Annotated in this window: 20 protein-coding genes and 1 tRNA gene; 14 read left to right on the forward strand and 7 right to left on the reverse strand. The window is 47.1% G+C overall.

Annotated features, from left to right (window positions below; translation table 11 throughout):
• Position 1: 1 nt before the first annotated feature.
• From SOHN41_RS08845 to nth, 10 genes are all read left to right on the forward strand, one after another.
• A tRNA-Asn gene (locus tag SOHN41_RS08845) sits at positions 2-77 on the forward strand.
• Between the two features lie 197 nt (positions 78-274).
• Complete coding sequence (locus SOHN41_RS08850) at positions 275-2,179, forward strand: EAL domain-containing protein (RefSeq protein ID WP_007647963.1); 1,905 nt, start codon at positions 275-277, stop codon at positions 2,177-2,179.
• Positions 2,180-2,304: 125 nt separating this feature from the next.
• Positions 2,305-2,883, forward strand: coding sequence for an electron transport complex subunit RsxA (gene rsxA, locus SOHN41_RS08855; RefSeq protein ID WP_037458575.1), 579 nt, complete (start codon positions 2,305-2,307; stop codon positions 2,881-2,883).
• A 1-nt stretch (position 2,884) separates the two neighbouring features.
• Positions 2,885-3,484, forward strand: a complete 600-nt coding sequence (gene rsxB, locus SOHN41_RS08860) for an electron transport complex subunit RsxB (RefSeq protein ID WP_007647972.1) — start codon at positions 2,885-2,887, stop codon at positions 3,482-3,484.
• Positions 3,478-5,502 (forward strand): electron transport complex subunit RsxC, encoded by a 2,025-nt coding sequence (rsxC, locus tag SOHN41_RS08865; RefSeq protein ID WP_007647973.1) that lies wholly within the window; start codon positions 3,478-3,480, stop codon positions 5,500-5,502. The genes rsxB and rsxC overlap by 7 nt, the downstream gene beginning before the upstream one ends.
• A complete protein-coding gene (locus tag SOHN41_RS20625) occupies positions 5,499-5,696 on the forward strand; it encodes a hypothetical protein (RefSeq protein WP_037458578.1) in 198 nt (65 codons plus the stop codon). Before rsxC ends, SOHN41_RS20625 begins: the two co-directional genes overlap by 4 nt.
• A 38-nt stretch (positions 5,697-5,734) precedes the next feature.
• Entirely contained in the window at positions 5,735-6,784 is a 1,050-nt protein-coding gene (rsxD, locus tag SOHN41_RS08875; protein WP_007647976.1) for an electron transport complex subunit RsxD, read from the forward strand.
• Positions 6,785-6,827: 43 nt separating this feature from the next.
• The gene (gene rsxG, locus SOHN41_RS08880) at positions 6,828-7,466 is read left to right on the forward strand and encodes an electron transport complex subunit RsxG (RefSeq protein ID WP_007647978.1); all 639 of its coding nucleotides are present in this window, start codon (positions 6,828-6,830) and stop codon (positions 7,464-7,466) included.
• Positions 7,459-8,157, forward strand: a complete 699-nt coding sequence (locus SOHN41_RS08885) for an electron transport complex subunit E (protein ID WP_007647980.1) — start codon at positions 7,459-7,461, stop codon at positions 8,155-8,157. The genes rsxG and SOHN41_RS08885 overlap by 8 nt, the downstream gene beginning before the upstream one ends.
• 97 nt (positions 8,158-8,254) lie before the next feature.
• The gene (nth, locus tag SOHN41_RS08890; protein WP_007647981.1) at positions 8,255-8,896 is read left to right on the forward strand and encodes an endonuclease III; all 642 of its coding nucleotides are present in this window, start codon (positions 8,255-8,257) and stop codon (positions 8,894-8,896) included.
• 97 nt (positions 8,897-8,993) lie between these two features.
• On the opposite strand, the gene SOHN41_RS08895 is transcribed toward nth, so the two are convergent.
• The 3 genes from SOHN41_RS08895 to SOHN41_RS08905 all read right to left on the reverse strand — a co-directional run bounded on the left by SOHN41_RS08895 (position 8,994) and on the right by SOHN41_RS08905 (position 11,135).
• A complete protein-coding gene (locus tag SOHN41_RS08895) occupies positions 8,994-9,272 on the reverse strand; it encodes a hypothetical protein (RefSeq protein ID WP_007647982.1) in 279 nt (92 codons plus the stop codon).
• Positions 9,273-9,501: 229 nt separating this feature from the next.
• Positions 9,502-9,966, reverse strand: coding sequence for a hypothetical protein (locus tag SOHN41_RS08900; protein WP_007647984.1), 465 nt, complete (start codon positions 9,964-9,966; stop codon positions 9,502-9,504).
• Positions 9,966-11,135, reverse strand: a complete 1,170-nt coding sequence (locus tag SOHN41_RS08905) for a PepSY-associated TM helix domain-containing protein (protein ID WP_007647985.1) — start codon at positions 11,133-11,135, stop codon at positions 9,966-9,968. The genes SOHN41_RS08900 and SOHN41_RS08905 overlap by 1 nt, the downstream gene beginning before the upstream one ends.
• 245 nt (positions 11,136-11,380) lie before the next feature.
• Between SOHN41_RS08905 and SOHN41_RS08910 the strand changes: the two genes are divergently transcribed.
• Positions 11,381-12,310, forward strand: a complete 930-nt coding sequence (locus SOHN41_RS08910) for a hypothetical protein (protein WP_007647986.1) — start codon at positions 11,381-11,383, stop codon at positions 12,308-12,310.
• Here the strand turns inward: SOHN41_RS08910 and SOHN41_RS08915 are convergent.
• Entirely contained in the window at positions 12,299-13,075 is a 777-nt protein-coding gene (locus tag SOHN41_RS08915) for a CLCA_X family protein (protein WP_007647989.1), read from the reverse strand. The genes SOHN41_RS08910 and SOHN41_RS08915 overlap by 12 nt on opposite strands.
• Positions 13,076-13,201: 126 nt before the next feature.
• Positions 13,202-14,218 (reverse strand): GGDEF domain-containing protein, encoded by a 1,017-nt coding sequence (locus SOHN41_RS08920; RefSeq protein ID WP_037458618.1) that lies wholly within the window; start codon positions 14,216-14,218, stop codon positions 13,202-13,204.
• A gap of 449 nt (positions 14,219-14,667) precedes the next feature.
• Here SOHN41_RS08920 and SOHN41_RS08925 point away from each other — a divergent pair, with 449 nt between their 5' ends.
• Positions 14,668-16,296: an ABC-F family ATPase gene (locus SOHN41_RS08925; RefSeq protein ID WP_007647992.1), complete on the forward strand. Its 1,629-nt coding sequence runs from the start codon at positions 14,668-14,670 to the stop codon at positions 16,294-16,296.
• A gap of 236 nt (positions 16,297-16,532) precedes the next feature.
• Positions 16,533-16,688 carry a hypothetical protein gene (locus tag SOHN41_RS20195; protein ID WP_007647994.1) on the forward strand — a complete coding sequence of 52 codons (156 nt, stop codon included), beginning with the start codon at positions 16,533-16,535 and terminating at the stop codon, positions 16,686-16,688.
• Here the strand turns inward: SOHN41_RS20195 and SOHN41_RS08930 are convergent.
• A complete protein-coding gene (locus SOHN41_RS08930; RefSeq protein WP_007647996.1) occupies positions 16,685-17,323 on the reverse strand; it encodes a Fic/DOC family protein in 639 nt (212 codons plus the stop codon). The genes SOHN41_RS20195 and SOHN41_RS08930 overlap by 4 nt on opposite strands.
• Positions 17,324-17,355: 32 nt before the next feature.
• Positions 17,356-17,808: an SRPBCC family protein gene (locus SOHN41_RS08935; protein WP_007647999.1), complete on the reverse strand. Its 453-nt coding sequence runs from the start codon at positions 17,806-17,808 to the stop codon at positions 17,356-17,358.
• Between the two features lie 107 nt (positions 17,809-17,915).
• Between SOHN41_RS08935 and SOHN41_RS08940 the strand changes: the two genes are divergently transcribed.
• Entirely contained in the window at positions 17,916-18,287 is a 372-nt protein-coding gene (locus tag SOHN41_RS08940; protein WP_050801832.1) for a hypothetical protein, read from the forward strand.
• The last annotated feature ends 14 nt before the right edge of the window (positions 18,288-18,301 follow it).

The raw sequence follows: 18,301 nt of genomic DNA on the forward strand, positions 1-18,301 counted from the left end.
ATCCCCTGTAGTTCAGTCGGTAGAACGGCGGACTGTTAATCCGTATGTCACTGGTTCAAGTCCAGTCAGGGGAGCCAATCTTTCAGATAGTCTCCTATTTCATCCCATTTTTTGGCACTCGACATTCTCTTTTTAATTTCTGTTTTAAATCAAATACAGTTACACTGATATCAATTTATTAACCAAAATTCTGAGTATCATCACACAGATAGCGTAGTCACATTGCATAGGCTCTGCTGTCTTTGTACTCGCATAAGTTGAGAGTGGATTTTTTATGGCCATGTCAAAATCATATCCCATCTTTTTATTACTGATCTTTTTGGCGCTATTTGGCTGGGTTTATCAGGGCCAAAATAACCAATTACAAATCCAGCAACAGCAAGAACTCGATGGCTTCAAAAAATACCTTGATGGTTTTGCCCAATGGCAAGGTAATGGCGCCGAACTGTATCAACAACTATCGAGTGACTATCGGTTCCAATTTTTTCAATATGTGGATGATACCGATGGCGAGCTTAATCATACCGAGGGCAGCCTCACGGCGAAGGATAGCCATCCACTTGCAGGCTTATTTCCCCTTAACTTAGCCCATACTCAAAAAATAGCGACGGGCCGCTTACAGGTCAAACTCAACGCCAATCAAGCCATCGAAGAGGCCATTAGTAATACAGAGAAATGGGGGCTAATGCTTCTTGTCACTTATTTGATATTACTCGTCATCTTTATGGTATTAATGGCAAGGCTGAAAGCCACTATTGGTTATGCCGCCCAATACATTACCCATCTTCCAGATATGAGTTTTTCCGCCATTGCCGCATCCAAGCTTGATGGTGAGATGAGTCCGCTAAAGGTGGCGTTAGAAGAGTGCCGCACTCAACTTAAAACGCAATTGGATAAGCTCACCCAGGAAAACGACAAACTACACAGGGCCGCATATCAGGATCCTATTACGGGTTTTGGCAGTCGAGCACCTTTCACCAGTAAATTAGAGAGCATTAGTCGACCCAACGTGCCTCAATTGGGTCTGCTAGCGATGGTAAAGGCTACTGAACTCGCCCATGTTAATCAGTTGCAGGGGCGCACCGCAGGCGATGATTATTTATCTAACGTGGCTAATTGTATTCGTAAGGCCTGTTCGAAATACCCAAATGCCGAATGTTTTCGCGTTTCGAGCGCCGATTTTGCCGTATTTATTCCCGATGTTGTGATTAAGGATGGGCCTAAATTTTTAGAACAACTCAAGATTTTTCTCGATGAATACCAGCAGATCATCAAGACCGAGTCCACGGCGCACACAGGCTTAGTTCCCTATCAGCAAGGGGCCAATCCCGTTACCCTACTCACCCTTGCCGATACCGCGGTGAGTATTGCCCAGACCTTGGGGCCCAATAGCTATCATATTCAAGAAAAACTCAATGGTGATGAACAGTTTGGCGATGACCGTTGGAAACTGGCGATCCATGATCTCATCACTCGCCAAGCCCTGAAATTCTATCAACAACCGATCCAACCCTGTCGCAACGATGTTGATGTTTACCGCGAGCTGCTGGCCCGTTTCTATAATAGTGATGGCAAATTTTTACCGACCACCACTGTCATTGCCATGGCCGAACGTCACGGTTTGAGTACGGAATTAGATAAATTAGTGGTGATTAGCACATTAAAAATGCTTAAGGAAAACCCCACCATCAGCGGTAATTTCGGCATCAATATAAGTGCGTATTCAGCCCATCAAGAACTCTTTGTTAGCTGGCTAAAAGATATTTTAGGTAAGCATAAATCTATCGCTTCACGTTTGGTATTTGAGATCAACGAGTCGGGTATGCAGGCAAATTTAGGTGCCAGTTTCAAGTTTGTCCGTGAAGTACACAGTGTTGGCTCTAGGGTCTCCATCGAACGTTTTGGCATGAGCTTTACCTCCTTCAAGTTCTTCAACGAGGTGCGCCCAGACTACATTAAGCTCGATGGCAGCTATTCCACCGCCATTGATGAAGATAGCAATAATAAATTTTTCGTGCGTATGATGGTGGATGTGGCTAGGCGTATTGGCATTCGCGTCATCGCGACCAGTGTCGAGCGGCAGGAGGAAAAATTAACCCTCGAAAAACTCTTAGTCGATGGACTACAGGGCTATTATATTGCCCAGCCCCAAGCGTTGACTATTAGCGATCAAGTTTAATCGAACACTCGGTTAATTCATCGCCAATATTTACAGTAAAGATGGTTAACCCTGCATTCTATATGTTGTTTATACAAACGGAAAAGTCGATAATACGGCCAAGATCCGTTTAGATAAGTATTGAGATGAGTGAATATCTCCTGTTGTTGATCAGCACTGTACTGGTCAACAATTTCGTTTTAGTGAAATTCTTAGGTTTATGTCCTTTCATGGGGGTCTCCAGTAAATTGGAGTCCGCGATTGGTATGTCTATGGCAACCACCTTTGTGTTGACCTTAGCCTCGATACTCAGTTACCTCGTGAATCAATACCTATTACTCCCCTTTGATCTGAGCTATTTACGCACTATGAGTTTTATTTTAGTGATTGCCGTTGTCGTGCAATTTACTGAAATGGTCGTACAAAAAACCAGTGCAACCCTGCACCGTGCACTCGGTATTTATTTGCCGCTTATCACAACAAACTGCGCGGTATTGGGGGTTGCCCTGCTTAATGTGAACGAAAAACACGATTTTATTCAATCCGCTATATACGGTTTTGGTGCGGCGGTGGGCTTCTCTTTAGTGCTTATTCTCTTCTCGGCTATGCGTGAACGATTAGCCGCCGCGGATGTGCCCTTACCCTTTAAGGGCGGCGCCATTGCTATGATCACCGCGGGCCTAATGTCGCTAGCCTTTATGGGATTTACAGGATTGGTTAAGTAAGATGTCCACAATTGTAATTGCAGTCATATTGTTGACCCTATTGGCTTTGGTCTTTGGGGTGTTACTCGGTTTTGCCGCCCTTAAATTTAAGGTTGAGGGCAATCCCATTGTCGATGAGTTAGAAGCCATTTTGCCACAGACCCAATGCGGCCAATGTGGTTATCCCGGCTGTCGTCCCTACGCTGAAGCCATTGCCAACGGTGATAAGATCAATAAATGCCCTCCGGGCGGCACTGCGACCATGGAAAAACTGGCCAGCTTGATGGGGGTCGATCCAGAGCCGCTTAATGCCGAAGCGCAATCCCAAGTTAAAAAAGTGGCCTACATCCGCGAAGATGAATGTATTGGCTGCACTAAATGTATCCAGGCCTGTCCCGTAGATGCCATTATCGGTGCCGGAAAGCTCATGCATACCGTGCTGACAGCCGACTGCACAGGCTGCGATCTCTGCGTTGAACCTTGTCCCGTCGATTGTATTGATATGATCCCTGTGACCCAGAATCTTAAGAATTGGAACTGGCGTTTAAATGCCATTCCTGTGACTCTTATCCAAGAAACCCAGCCCCAAGAGACGATGTTAGAAGAGGATAAGCGGTGCTAACTTTATTAGATCAATTAGATAAAGGAACCCTTTGGCGCTCACCAGGCGGTATTCACCCACCCGAAGTCAAATTCCTCTCCAATACTACCCCGATAGGTAAGTTGCCGTTAGCACAGGAGTATTTAGTCCCTGTGCCACAGGTCGGCGAAAACTGCACCCTTGCGGTGAAGGTCGGCGATAAAGTATTAAAGGGGATGCCGTTAACCCAAGGTACTTCTATTTGGCATTTGCCCGTACATGCGCCCACCTCAGGCACTGTGGTTGCCATTGAGCCCAGAGCCAGTAACCATGCCTCTGCACTGCCGGTGAATACCTGTGTCATTGCTGCAGATGGTGAGGACAGTTGGTGTGAACTGACGCCTGGCTCAGTCGATGGGCTGAGCAATCAAGAACTGATTGCTAAAATCCACGGTGCGGGGATTGCGGGCATGGGCGGCGCGGCCTTCCCTAGCCATATCAAGCTCAACCCCGTCAGTGAAATTGATTTAGTGATCATCAACGGCGTCGAGTGTGAGCCCTATATCAGTGCCGATGATCGCTTAATGCGTGAATACAGCCAAAATATTTTGGCGGGCATTGGTATAATTCATCGGCTATTGACACCCAAACGCATCGTAATCGCCATCGAGGACAATAAACCCGAAGCCATAAACGCGATGCAACAGGCGGTAAGTCAATCCACCCTACCTGCAGGCAGTACCCGGGTGACAGTGATCCCAACCAAGTATCCCTCTGGCGGTGAAAAACAGCTGATTCAAATCATCACGGGTCGTGAAGTCCCCTCGGGTTCGATCCCCGCCAAGCTTGGGATCGTAGTGCATAACGTGGGAACCGCCTTTGCGATTCACCAAGCCGTGACCCAAGGTAAACCACTCATTGAACGTGTGGTTACAGTCACAGGGCAAAATGTCGGCAAACCCGGCAACTATTGGTTGCCCATTGGTACACCCGTTGAGCATGTTCTGGCCCAAAGCGAATTTAAAGCCGAAGCCCAGCAGAAAGTGATTATTGGTGGTCCTATGATGGGCCATGCACTGCCGACAATCCAAGTGCCCATTTTAAAGGGCACTAACTGCATTCTTGTGCCCAGCAGCCAAGAAATTGGGGCGACGCCAGAAGAAAAAGCCTGCATTCGCTGCGGTGAATGCGCCAATGTCTGCCCTGCACTGTTACTACCACAACAACTCTTTTGGCATGCCAAGGCCGAAGAATATGACAAAGCCGCTAGTTACAATTTAAAGGATTGTATTGAATGCGGTTGTTGTAGCTATGTGTGCCCGAGTGATATTCCCTTGGTGGAATACTACCGCATTGCAAAATCTGCCCTGAAACAAGCCGCCGATGAGAAGCAACAGGCTGAACGAGCTAAACACCGCTTCGAAGCACGCTTACATCGCCTAGAGGAAGAAAAACTCGCCCGCGAAGCTAAAGCCAAAGAAGCCGCAGAGCGTCGACAAGCCACCATGACAGGCACAGATAAAAATGCCGTCGCCGAGGCTATGGCACGTATCGCCGCGAAAAAAGCCGCTGCGGCGCAAACACCCACTGACACTGCAATCGCAACTGCAGCCGTGGTCGATGACGTGCCGAAAGAAAAAGCCGCCGTTGCCGCAGCCATTGCCCGCGCTAAGGCGAAAAAGGCCGCACAGGCCGATGCGGTTGATACCCGTTCGGTTCGAACCAGTGACGCCACTGACCCCGCAGTCGAGCTCAACAGTGCAGCGCCTTTGTCACAAAAGGATAAAATCGCGGCAGCCGTTGCCCGTGCAAAAGCCAAGAAAGCCGCACAGCAAAATGAAATAGCAACCGCGGATCAGGCGCCAGAGACCCATGTATCTGAGGTTCAAACATCTGAGCCTCAAGCGATAACAACTCAAGCAGCGGACACTCCTGCCATCGAGCACGAGTCAACCACAGTCTTACAGAGCCCTGAGGATGATAAAAAAGCCAGAGTTGCGGCAGCCGTCGCTCGCGCTAAGGCAAAAAAGCGGCGCAGGCGGACTCAACACTTGCCGTGACAGACACGGATAACACAGTCAACAATGCACCCGTTGAGCCCGGATCCGCGGCTCAAACTGTGGCCGAAGGCAATGCAGAGTTACAGGCTCAAGACGCCGAGGCGATAAAAAAAGCCAAGATAGCGGCGGCCGTTGCCAAGGCAAAGGCGAAAAAAGCCGCCCAGACAGAGAGCGATACCAGTGTTAGTGAATAGCATGAGAACCACTGAAGAATTGATAAAAAGGAATCAGGATGGCGTTTAAAATAGCCTCATCACCCCATGTTACCCGCAATTTGCATACCTCTACTGTCATGCAAAGGGTGATTTTATGTTTACTCCCGGGCCTTGTGGTGCAATGCGCCTTTTTTGGTTGGGGCACACTCGTTCAAGTGCTGCTAGCGATACTGGTGGCCCTAAGTTGCGAGGCTGCGGTAATGAAACTGCGTCATCGCAGCATCAAAGCCAGTCTTGGCGACAATAGCGCCATGCTGACCGCGATCTTAATTGGTGTCGCCATCCCACCGCTGGCACCTTGGTGGATGATAGTGTTGGGGACAGCCTTTGCCATCGTCATAGTCAAACATCTCTACGGCGGTTTAGGTCATAACCTGTTCAACCCCGCCATGGCGGCGTATGTGTTGCTGTTAGTCTCTTTTCCCGTACAAATGACCACTTGGGTAGCACCGAGTACCATAGCACTGCATTCACCGAGCCTGCTTGATAGCCTACAACTTATCTTCAATATTGGCGGCCATGTGAATATGGATCAATTCCGTTTAGGGATCGATGGCATCAGTATGGCGACACCACTCGATACCCTAAAAACCGATTTATCCATGGGATTAACTAGCACTGAAAGTATGAGCAAGGCCATTTTTGATGGCAGCACAGGCGTGGGTTGGTTCTGGGTAAATTTAGCCTATCTCGCCGGCGGCCTCGTATTGCTTAAACTTAAGGCCATCCGCTGGCATATCAGCACGGGCGTATTGTTAGGGCTGTTTGTGGCATCGAGTGTTGGCTTTTTGCTGTCCCCAGACACTCAAGCTAATCCCCTATTCCACCTGTTTTCCGGTGCGACCATGTTAGCGGCATTCTTTATTGCAACCGATCCCGTTACCGCGGCAACCAGTCCTCGTGGACGCCTTATTTTCGGTGCCTTGATTGGGGTATTGGTCTATATCATCCGCATCAAGGGCGGTTACCCTGACGCCTTCGCCTTCGCCGTGCTGCTCGCGAACCTGTGCGCCCCCTTTATCGACTACTATGTGCGTCCTCGTACCTATGGTCACTCTGTAGGTTAAGGGTCATTCTGCGGGCAAGAGAAACAAGCTTAAGGAAAGAATATTGAACAATCCGATGATTAAAAATGGTTTTTTATTGGCACTGTTTGCCTTGATCTGCACTGGCCTCGTCGCCGTTGTCAATCAACAAACCTTTGATCAAATAAAACAGCAAGAGCAACAGGAATTGATGCGGGTGTTGCACCAATTGATCCCCGATGCGATACACGATAATGAACTGACGACGCAGTGCACTCTGCTACAGGATAAAGAGGCCCTAGGCACCGACGAGCCTATGCCAGCCTATATCGCCACCCACAGCGGCAAACCCGTTGCTATCGCCATGGAAGCCATAGCACCGGATGGCTATAACGGCAATATCAAGCTGATTGTGGGTATTAATGCTCAAGGTGAAGTATTAGGCGTACGCACACTTGCCCACCAAGAAACCCCAGGACTGGGTGATAAGATCGAGTTACGTAAATCCGATTGGGTCACCAAATTTGTGGGAAAAGTGCTTAAGTCTGAAGATGATAAACAATGGCAAGTGCAAAAAGACGGTGGCGATTTTGATCAATTTACCGGCGCCACTATTACCCCACGCGCCTATGTCAAAGCGGTCAAGCGTGCGCTATGGTATTTTAACCAAAATCAAACGCAGATTTTCAGCCAACCACTGAATTGTGAGGCCAACCATGAGTAATTATCGTGATATTGCTTGGCAAGGACTGTGGAAGAATAACCCTGGCCTAGTGCAGCTATTAGGTTTATGTCCGTTACTGGCCGTCACAGCCACACTCACCAACGCCCTTGGACTCGGGGTAGCCACTATGCTAGTGCTGGTTGGCTCGAATATTTTAGTCTCACTGGTGCGCGATTATGTGCCCAAGGAAATTCGTATCCCAGTATTTGTGATGATCATTGCCGCCCTAGTGACCACAGTGCAACTGCTGATCAATGCCTATGCCTATGGCCTGTACTTATCCCTAGGGATCTTTTTGCCTTTGATTGTGACAAACTGCATTATCATTGGCCGTGCCGAGGCGTTTGCTTCACGCAATAACGCCTTTAGCGCCGCCTTCGATGGCCTGATGATGGGGCTGGGTTTCACCTTAGTATTGGCGGTACTGGGTGCAACGCGGGAAATATTAGGCCAAGGCACACTGTTTGATGGCGCCGATCAACTGCTTGGCCCTTGGGCTAAGTCTTTAACCATGCACGTATGGCAAGTGGATACCCCCTTCTTACTCGCTATGTTGCCGCCGGGTGCCTTTATCGTGATGGGCCTGCTTATCGCCCTTAAAAATGTGATCGATAAAAAGCTCAAAGAGCGTCAGCCTGAGGCGGCGGTGCAGCCGAGTGTGACACGGGCGCGGATCACTAAGGTCGGTTAACAGGTGGATAAATGGGCGCTAAATACCCTAGCGCCCATTGCACAATAAAAAGTGGGATTAAACCGCAAAATGACGGCCCACACAGCGCAGGAATCCCATGAATCAAGAAAAACGCATCCAAATCCTCACTCGCCTTCGTGAAAACAATCCCAAACCCGAAACCGAGCTGAATTTCTCTAGCCCCTTTGAATTATTAGTGGCTGTGACGTTGTCGGCGCAGGCGACCGATGTGAGCGTGAATAAGGCGACGGATAAATTGTTTCCGGTGGCCAATACGGCCCACAGCATTCATGCCTTAGGCGTTGAAGGATTAAAGGAATATATCAAGACCATTGGCCTTTATAACAATAAGGCCGTCAATGTGATCAAAGCCTGCGAGATCTTAATAGAAAAATACAACGGTGAAGTCCCAGAGGATAGAGAAGCCCTCGAATCCCTTCCCGGTGTGGGCCGTAAAACCGCCAATGTGGTACTTAATACCGCCTTTGGTTGGCCGACCATCGCCGTGGATACCCATATTTTTCGCCTCGCCAATCGCACTAAGTTTGCCCCCGGCAAAAATGTGGTCGAAGTGGAAGAACGTATGTTAAAGGTCGTTCCCTCAGAGTTTAAGGTCGATGTGCACCACTGGTTTATTCTGCATGGCCGCTATACCTGTCTTGCCCGCAAACCGCGCTGCGGCAGCTGCATTATTGAAGATTTATGCGAGTTTAAAGAGAAGGTCTATCCAGAAGAGTAAGGGAGCAACGAGGCTTTCATTAACGGCGTTTTGTTAAAGACATTTGGTTAAGGGCTTTCATGCTGGATATCGCTAAAAGCCCTTTTGTTATTCAATATTACTGTGTTGAAGAGCCATTTTGCTGAGCGGCTTTGTGCTGCAATAGCTCAAGCAATTCCTCGTATTTGGGTCCTTGGCCAAACTGTGGCAACGCTACTGCAAAGACCACCAGCGCAAAAGCGATATAAATGGCATACGGGTGACTCCAAATGCCTGCAAGCAACGAGAGCGTGCCTAAGATAAGCAAAATAATCACGCCCACACGCACCCGCTGTGCCCATTGTACTTTTTGTTTCGCGGCGGCAATTAACGACAGTTCTGCTTTAGTAAATTCCATCCCAATTCCTTTTTAAGATTATCCATGGTGAATAAGAGCTATCCTGCATTATTAGTGATGTACATTCTACCGATTCTTAACCCATTTAATACGGCCATTTTTAATCACGCGGCCGCTATCTATTGCAATAAATCACTGACAGTAGGTAGCTCTTTATGCGCATGAAGCATAAAAATAACCCTCAGGTACGGTCAGCACCTGAGGGTTATATTGTCACTACGATAAGACTTTATTGGACTAATACAGCCTCGTGGACGGGCCACTGGCTCACTAACCATTCACCCTGCCAATTTTGAATAGACACCCATAGGCTGTCCGTTGCCGCTAACTTAGCGGCCGTGATTGCATGCACATGCTGACCATGTTTACTGCCATGTAAAACCCCATTTTCGCCTTTTTGCAGGGCTTCTAATGGCAAGGCCTCGGGGCCGATATTGGCATAAGCTTGACGAATATGGGCCACATTCCCTTCTTCAAAGATAAACATAAAATCTTTAACGTAATCATCATGGTGTTTATAGGGCGCCTTTAAATCTAAGGGCATAGGCGCGATTTTAAACTCACCGAGTTGCTGGCTCGGCCAGGCTGGCGGAAAGCTTGGGTTTAGCGATTGATAGAGAAACACTAAGGGTAAAATCAAAATCAAACCGCTGAGTTTATATTTATGCTTTAACCAAAATACCGATGATGCCATTAGCGAGCCTCCCCTAACATATCTGCGGCCAAGTCTTTAGTTTCGGCCTGTTTAAAGGCGCGGACATGGCGTAATCCCCACATCATAAAACCGGTAATCGACATGCCAGAAAGCACTAGCCCAAAGAAAAACCAAATAAATTTAGTCCAAATGCCACCTAAGGTACCGTAATGCAGTGGATCGGCAATGTGCGCTAAGGTTTGCATACCCGTCATTGTTGCTGGCGATGAGGCGCTGGCAATTTCACCCGTCCATGGATTGATGCTGAGATTATAGGAATATTGATCATAAAAAATATGATCGCCACTGCCACTCAAGTGATACATATCTCGATTATGTTCAGGCAACATCACATAGCTGGGTTGAAAATCGGGGAAGCGTGTCTTCGCAAGCTGAAGTGCATCGGCAAAGTTCATTTTTAGTTCTGGCTGTTGTATATCACCTTCCCTCTGTAGCGGAAGCTGCTCCTGTGCAATCAAGGGGGCATGGGGTTCTATATCAATATCGGCATGCCAAAAAATCGCTTGGACTAAGTACCATAATCCCGTCGCGCTCATAATGGCAATAAACCAGATGGACCACACACCCGACAACTTATGCAAATCGGCGAGTAGGGTCTTTTTCCCCTGCGTGAGTCGCAGTTTGGGTGCAAAAAAACTGCCCCAGAAGCGTTTGTAAACCACTAACCCCGTCACGAGTGAAGCCAACATAAACAGCGACATGGCGCTCACTAGGTAATAACCTAGGCTATAGCCCCCCTGCCAAGGGAATAATAACCAACCGTGCAGGGAACGCATAAAGCCAATAAAAGTGAGGCCTTCATTGATTTGCTGGATCTCCCCCGTGTATTGATTCACATAGGCGATAGCGTAAGGTTTATCGACATCGGTAAAAGTAATCGCATTGACCAAGTAAGGCTCAAAGGTCATCGCCCCCATCACCTGTGCATTGGGATATGCCTTTTTCACCACCAGCATTAATTCATCAACGGGCTTTGCGGGTAGCTCGTCAGGATTAAGCGCGCGGGCGGCTGGATTGGTGAGCCAGGTCAACTCATGGCTTACTACGGCAACAGTGCCCGTTAAGCAGATAAAACAGAATAGTAACCAGATAGGCAGTGATACCCAACCGTGCAACATAAACCAAAATCGATTGCTCACCTTTGCCATCTGTGATTTTCCCAACGCTTTTATAATCCAGCGAGTGTAAATGTAATGCGAATTGTTATCAATACGCCACATTGAGAATTGTTTTCAATTACAATCCAGTTCACAAAAACAATGATGGGAAACGATGAACATATAACGCCTTTAGCAACAACAGCATATCTATTACAATAGGGCACCACGCACAGCTATAGTGCCCACTCTGTATGCCCAAGGTGCTGCCTAAGCAATAGTATATTTGATAATTTATGCCAAAAATCGAACAGCATCAGTCGCATACACATATGCTCAACCACTTATCTAAGCCACAACCTAGGATAGATCTGGCTGAACTCACGGCACAAATTCACTTTGAGCAAGTCACTATCATAGGTAATGCGTCCGGTGTCTGGCAGCCCGCCGCTGCTGGAGCCACATTTGTCTTCAATGGAACTCAATATCAGCAAGCACAGGCTAACTTAACTCAAACACAGTTTAACGCTTCGCAACTGATCAATATTGCCAATGGTGGTTTTGCTGACTCCCAGTATGCCTTCGTGGTACATGGACATGAACGGGGCCCTTTACTCGCGCGAGCCTTAACCCAAATCGCAACGGAACTTACCCCAACGCTGGGTTGCTGGCCTTCATCTGGGCTCACCACGATTGCCTTGATGGTACAACTCGCCAACACAGTGACAGTACAGCGTATGTCCTTACTCCCGAGCCTTCAACGGGCGGAAGAGCTGACCGCGGCTCACCATCTCCCCTGCATGGTGCATAACTGGTTAGGGGAAAGAAGACTGGCAAAAGCCCTGTTTTCGCATCGATTAGTCTGGGATGAATTTCCCCTATTACCTGTAGATCTTCAGGCATCCAACACCGTAGGCAATGATAATCCCTTTCTCTTATTGGATGTTCTACGGCAAAAACCTGTGGACGCGAAACCCAGTCTCCAAGCCAGACATGAGCAACTGAACTCTCTAGTGGCCCTATCACAAACGTCCACCCGCACTTGGCAGTATTATGCTCAACAGGTCAACTTAACAGACTATGAATCCTTATTTTTTAATCACATGCCGGAGACTAAACCAAGCTATTGGTTTCTAATGGATTATGAGGCTTCACAGTATTTAGATATCATTCGGCATCAATTAGCTTACTGTCAGCAAGTCGCAGGCTCGCAGTCATTTCCCTAGCGCTATCCCCAAGGGTTCAAAGTAATTGATCAAGGCTGAAAAAATCGTCTTCCGATGATGTTCGTCTGGGTAGGCCCCCTCCCTTGCCAAGGCTGAAATACGCGTACCAGAGACAAGGTAGGGATTGGCAATATCCTGATAGGACTCAATACAAGCCTCAAAGGCTCTGGCCATCATTTCGGTTGGCCGTGAAAAATACTGGGTAGCATAACGTTTATCTAACGCAATCGCTTGGCGAACATAATCACTTGGTTCGGCACTCTCCGGACTCAGCAGTGTTACCCTAAAAATCTCAGATAACCGCTGATTCAGTGGATGTTCAACCATCGACGTATCGCTAAGCCAAAGATCACTGGCGCATTGAAACCCCTTAGCTTGGGGCAAAAACGCTTTATCGGCGACATAATGATCAAACGCATGCCAAAACTCATGGGCTAAGGCGCCTGCTCCCGCATTTTTCGCTAACGCTAACTCCCGCGAAGCTGGCGCATAATGGGCCTGAACGCCCTTTTGTCCCCCATGACCAAAGGCGAGGCTTAAGCTCTGCCTCAACCCTAAGGTCAGAGGCGGTAAATTGAGGATAAAAGCGAGATCGGCAAGGGAATCAAACACTAAATTAGCTGCAATACGGGACTCTTCCCGCGTCACCCAGCGACCCACGCGCACATGACTAAAACCAAATGTTTGTTTGATATCGAGAAATGTCACTTGCTCACCGAAGCGATAATCGGGCCCCTGGCGAATATATTGCTGGTGGATTAACACTGTATCCCTTCAATTAAGAGGCGAAGCGCAATGGAAGTTAGCCGAGTATATTAAGCGAAAAGTGTGTTGAACAAAACGTAATCCATACTGCTATGGTCAACACTTAGGGCGACGCCTAGGGGGTACTCATTCAATATCTTCCCAGCTCACCAGCCGATTTCGTCCAGTATTTTTGGCGTTGTACAGTGCTTTATCCGCCTCAGCCACCAGCTTTTCCGCATCCGAGCGACACAGGCTTTCTCGATCCATTGGGGGATTTTGACTCTCAGTAGCCCCGTTGAGCCTAGGCTCAGAGCCTTCTTGTAATGGCATAGGCATTAACGTGCTTAACCCTGCCGAAAATTGATAATGACAATCCGGCGCGATATGGGACAAATCCGCCTCAGCCAGTTTTTGCATTAGACGTTCGATAAGCACTTTTGCCTCGGCAACCCTAATATCGGGCAACAGGATCGCAAACTCTTCGCCCCCTAAACGGCCAAAAATATCATAGGGACGAAGATGTGCAGCAACCAATGCTGTAAAGTGCTGTAACACCCTATCGCCCACTAGATGACCATAGTGATCGTTGACCCGTTTGAAATAATCTATATCCAGCATCGCAAGGCAAAGAGGCTGTTTTAATTGCGCCAATCGTTTGATTTCATGCTCTAATTGCTGAAAAAAATGCCGTCGATTGGCAATACCCGTCAATTCGTCGGTCAGCGCTAACCGCTTCAACTCTGTTTGTGCGTCCCTTAAGGCAAATTCAACCTGTTTAAGTTGGGTGATGTCGACGCAGACAATCGTCATATCTCCATTGTGATACACCTGCTCCGACAGCTGTAACCAACGTCCATCGACCAGATCGACTTCAAAGCGCCTAAAATTCACTTGCCGTTGATGTGTATGAATATACTCAAGCCATTCTTCAACCGTATCGCGTTCAATATTCGGCCCTTGTTTACGGATAAAGGCCAACCGCATCATATCGTCAAAATGACGTCCAACCATATCTTGATCATGAAAGCCAAACATATTAGCAAAGGTATTGTTATAAAAGATAAAATGATTATTTTTATCCAATACAGCAAGGCCATTTTGGCTCAAGCGTAGCGCGTCGGTTAAAAATGGATAAATCGATTCAAGGGATTCTTTTTTCATTCGCATACCGAGTAAAACACCTGCGCCCAACATTCATATAGGTTAGCAGTGTTCACCGTAAAATACCGAGACCGTCCCCTCAATAGCAGCAAACGCTCATATTATTGCTCTACACTGTTGGCAAACTGAGTAGTTATTCATAAATATGCAAAAATAAAACTATAACCCCCGTATAATTTCTAACTGAAATTCATCTGTGTGAATAGTCATTCACATACCATAGTTTGGCTTGATGGATAGTCGAAATGGCACGTCTAAGTGGAATATCCTGCGAGGTCGCATGCTTAGGATCCGCTATTTAGGCGTTTGTCTGCTCGCATCTTACGTGGTTAATCGGTATACTCCGCGGCCTTATTCGCTTAGCTTTGCGCTTAGTCATACTGTTGTTGTCTTAAGCCCGTATATTGCTTGCAGCCTTTACCTTTTTACCCAACCTAGGAACGCTCCTTTTGATCTCTACCGCAAATATCACAATGCAATTCGGCCCCGAGCCCTTGTTTGAAAACATCTCGGCAAAATTTGGCAACGGCAATCGCTACGGTTTGATCGGCGCCAATGGCTGCGGCAAATCCACCTTTATGAAAATCCTAAGCGGCACACTCGCCCCCACATCTGGCAATGTGTCCATCACCCCGGGATTAAAGGTCGGAACCTTAAGCCAAGATCAATTTGCCTTTGAGCAATACTCAGTGATCGATGCGGTGATCATGGGCGATGTTCAGCTGTGGAAAGTCAAACAAGAGCGCGATGCTATTTACGCCAAAGCCGATATGTCCGAAGAAGATGGCATGCGAGTTGGTGAGCTTGAAAGTGAATTTGCCGAGATGGACGGCTACAGCGCCGAAAGCCGCGCAGGTGAAATCCTTATCGAAGCGGGCATTGAAGAATCCTTCCATTATGGCCCTATGTCCCAGGTGGCGCCGGGCTGGAAACTGCGGGTGTTATTAGCCCAAGCCCTGTTTGCTAACCCTGATATTTTGTTACTCGACGAGCCGACCAACAACTTGGACATCCACACCATCAGTTGGCTCGAAACCGAGTTAAACAAACGCAAATGCACCATGATCATCATCTCCCACGATCGGCATTTTCTCAATGCCGTCTGTACCCATATGGCGGATATTGATTACGGCGAGCTGCGCATTTACCCTGGCAACTACGAATACTTTTTAGCCCAATCCTCCCTGCTGCGTGAACAGCTATTGGCGGGTAACGCTAAAAAGAGTGCCGAGATTGAAGAGTTGCAGGACTTCGTTAACCGTTTTGGTGCTAATGCCTCTAAGGCCAAGCAAGCCAGTTCACGGGCCAAACGCATGGATAAAATTAAGCTAGATGAAGTGAAATCATCGAGCCGAATCACACCCTCCATTCGTTTTGCCGCAGGCAAAAAAATGCATCGCCAAGCCTTGATCCTTGAAAATCTTGGCCACGGTTTTGACGGTGATCTGCTCTTCCAAGGCGGCGATTTAATTCTCGAAGCGGGTGCTAAACTGGCGATTATCGGTGAAAACGGCGTAGGTAAAACCACCCTACTGCGCTGCTTAGTGAATGAACTTATCCATAACCAAGGCGTGATTAAGTGGTCCGAAAATGCCTCTATCGGTTATTGCCCACAGGACAGCACCTCAGATTTTGATAACGATCTCACTATCATGGAATGGATGGACCAATGGCGCCAACCTAAGCATAACGACCTGATGGTACGAGCCATGCTCGGCCGCCTGCTGTTTACCGAAGATGACGCCAACAAAAAAGCCCGTAATTGTTCTGGCGGAGAGAAAAACCGCTTAATCTTCGGTAAGTTAATGATGCAAGACATTAACGTCATCATTATGGACGAACCTACCAACCATATGGATATGGAAGCCATTGAAGCGTTAAACAATGCGCTTAAAGACTTTGAAGGCACCTTAATATTCGTCAGCCACGACCGCGAGTTTGTCTCATCATTGGCAACGCGGATCATTGATATTAAAGAGAGAAAGCTGGTTAACTTCCAAGGCACCTTCGATGAATACCTTGCAAGTCAAGCCCAAGCGCAGGCCGAGCTCGATGCGAAAAAAGGTAGCGGTAGATAATAATCACATGCTAAACATCTAGGGCACGATTCAATTATCGTCTTGAGTCCGAACCCCCATCAACATAAGAGCCGTCATTAGTCATAATGGCGGCTTTTTAGTGTGGCCAATTATGGATCTTTAAGATCGGTATTTTAGAGGGCGGCGGCGAGTTGTTGTCGATATATTAATCGGCTAACGGCTATTTATTCATGGGCTAGAGTGCTATAATTCATGCACTTATTTGAGGTGGTCCCATGACAACAAAAACAAATACAGCAAAAGTGAGTAAGAGTCGTATCTATCGTGCGGTAGCCAGTTCAACCGCAATTGAGACGGGTAAATCCACGGCCGAGATCGAAGCGAAATTGAAGGCGTCCAAAAGTCGTTTTAGCCATTTGACGTTGGCTTAAAAATCTTTCTTATCCCGTTTTTCAATCAGTACATCCTCAACTAAACGACCAATATACTGATAATCCCCAGCCAACCCCGCTTGAATTGATTTAAAATAGAAATCCTTATGCTGCTCCCATAGTTGATAGTCTAGAGGACCAAACCCAGCCTTAACGGCCATGACATCGAGTAATAAACGTGATAAACGGCCGTTTCCTTCTCTGAAAGGATGGATGAGGATAAATTCAACATGACTTTCAGCTAAATAACCTACAATCTCTTGTCGCGAAAACAAATTTAACCTTTTGAAATTAGATAAATATTTTGATTCAAACTGAAGAAGTAATTTAGGAATTTGAGCCGCTGCCGCAAATTCGAAACCACCTTTCCCCATATTCACGGTACGTAGCTCACCAGCCCAATAATACACATTGCCCAGCCATTTACGATGCCATTCAATAATCCTCGCAACCGAAAGAGATTCACTTTCAACAGCATCAGATTGAAATACAAATTCATAGAGTTTTAGTAATAACTGAGTCTCTACTTCAGCCATCTCTTCATGGTTAGTTAACTTCAGTTTGTTAAGTAAAACGGTATTATTCGCCCCCGGCTCAAATTCATCTTCCGTGCTACCTATATGATATTTTGACATGGTTTTCAGTCCGTTAACCCCGATCCTATTAATTAGTTAGGGATCTCTGGCTCAACCAGTCGCGCCAGCTGCTCGAGTGATTCCTGCCAACCTAAGTAACACATCTCCTCTGGGATCACAGAGGGGATGCCTTCCTGCACAATATTGAGACTCGTGCCACAACTCACGGTTTTTAGGTCGATAGCAACGAGCATTTCGCCGGGAAGATGATGATCATCGAACTGATCCGTTTGGCGGATACGCTCACCGGGGACAAGCTCAGTAAATGTTACTCGAAAGGAGTGACTGCCCCCATTACTAAAGTTTGTAAATGACATTCGATAGCCACCGCCAACCTTAGCATCGAACTCGTGTATCGTTCCCACAAATCCATAGGGTGGCAACCAGCGCTCAAGCGCACTTTTATCCGTAAAAGCACGATACACTCGTGCAGCAGGAGCGCGTAGAACGCGATGTAATCGAACCGTCCCTGTTTTGTCAGCCATAATACTCTCTCCATCTATAAAAGAATTTACAGTGTATTAGGTTAGGATATACAACAAGTTTTACCTAGGTAGACTATTCGATAATATTCAATAGGGTAGGAAATGCATTGATTAGCCCATCTTTGGACCAAAAAGCAAGCCACCACTTTAGCTACCGTGACCTTATCGAATGTGGGACAACAGCTAAGCGACACTTGCTATTTATTGAACCTAAGCAAGTAGAATCATGGGTATCGCTAAGTTTATTGGCAACGAACATCCTCGATCCGATAGTTGAAAAATTCGGGCCTGTTACCCTTACTTATGGGTTTTGTTCACCAGAGCTAGCACGACAAATAACAAAAAATCGCTTTCCACATATCGCACCGAATCTTGACCAACATTGGTACTATTCTTTGACGGCCAAAGTGACAAAAACCAGACTTATGATTGGATTGAGTCAGCAGTCAATGGTGATGTTTTACCAATTAGCTGCTTAATTATCGAGTGTCAC

Source organism: Shewanella sp. HN-41, assembly GCF_000217915.1.
Lineage (GTDB): Bacteria > Pseudomonadota > Gammaproteobacteria > Enterobacterales > Shewanellaceae > Shewanella.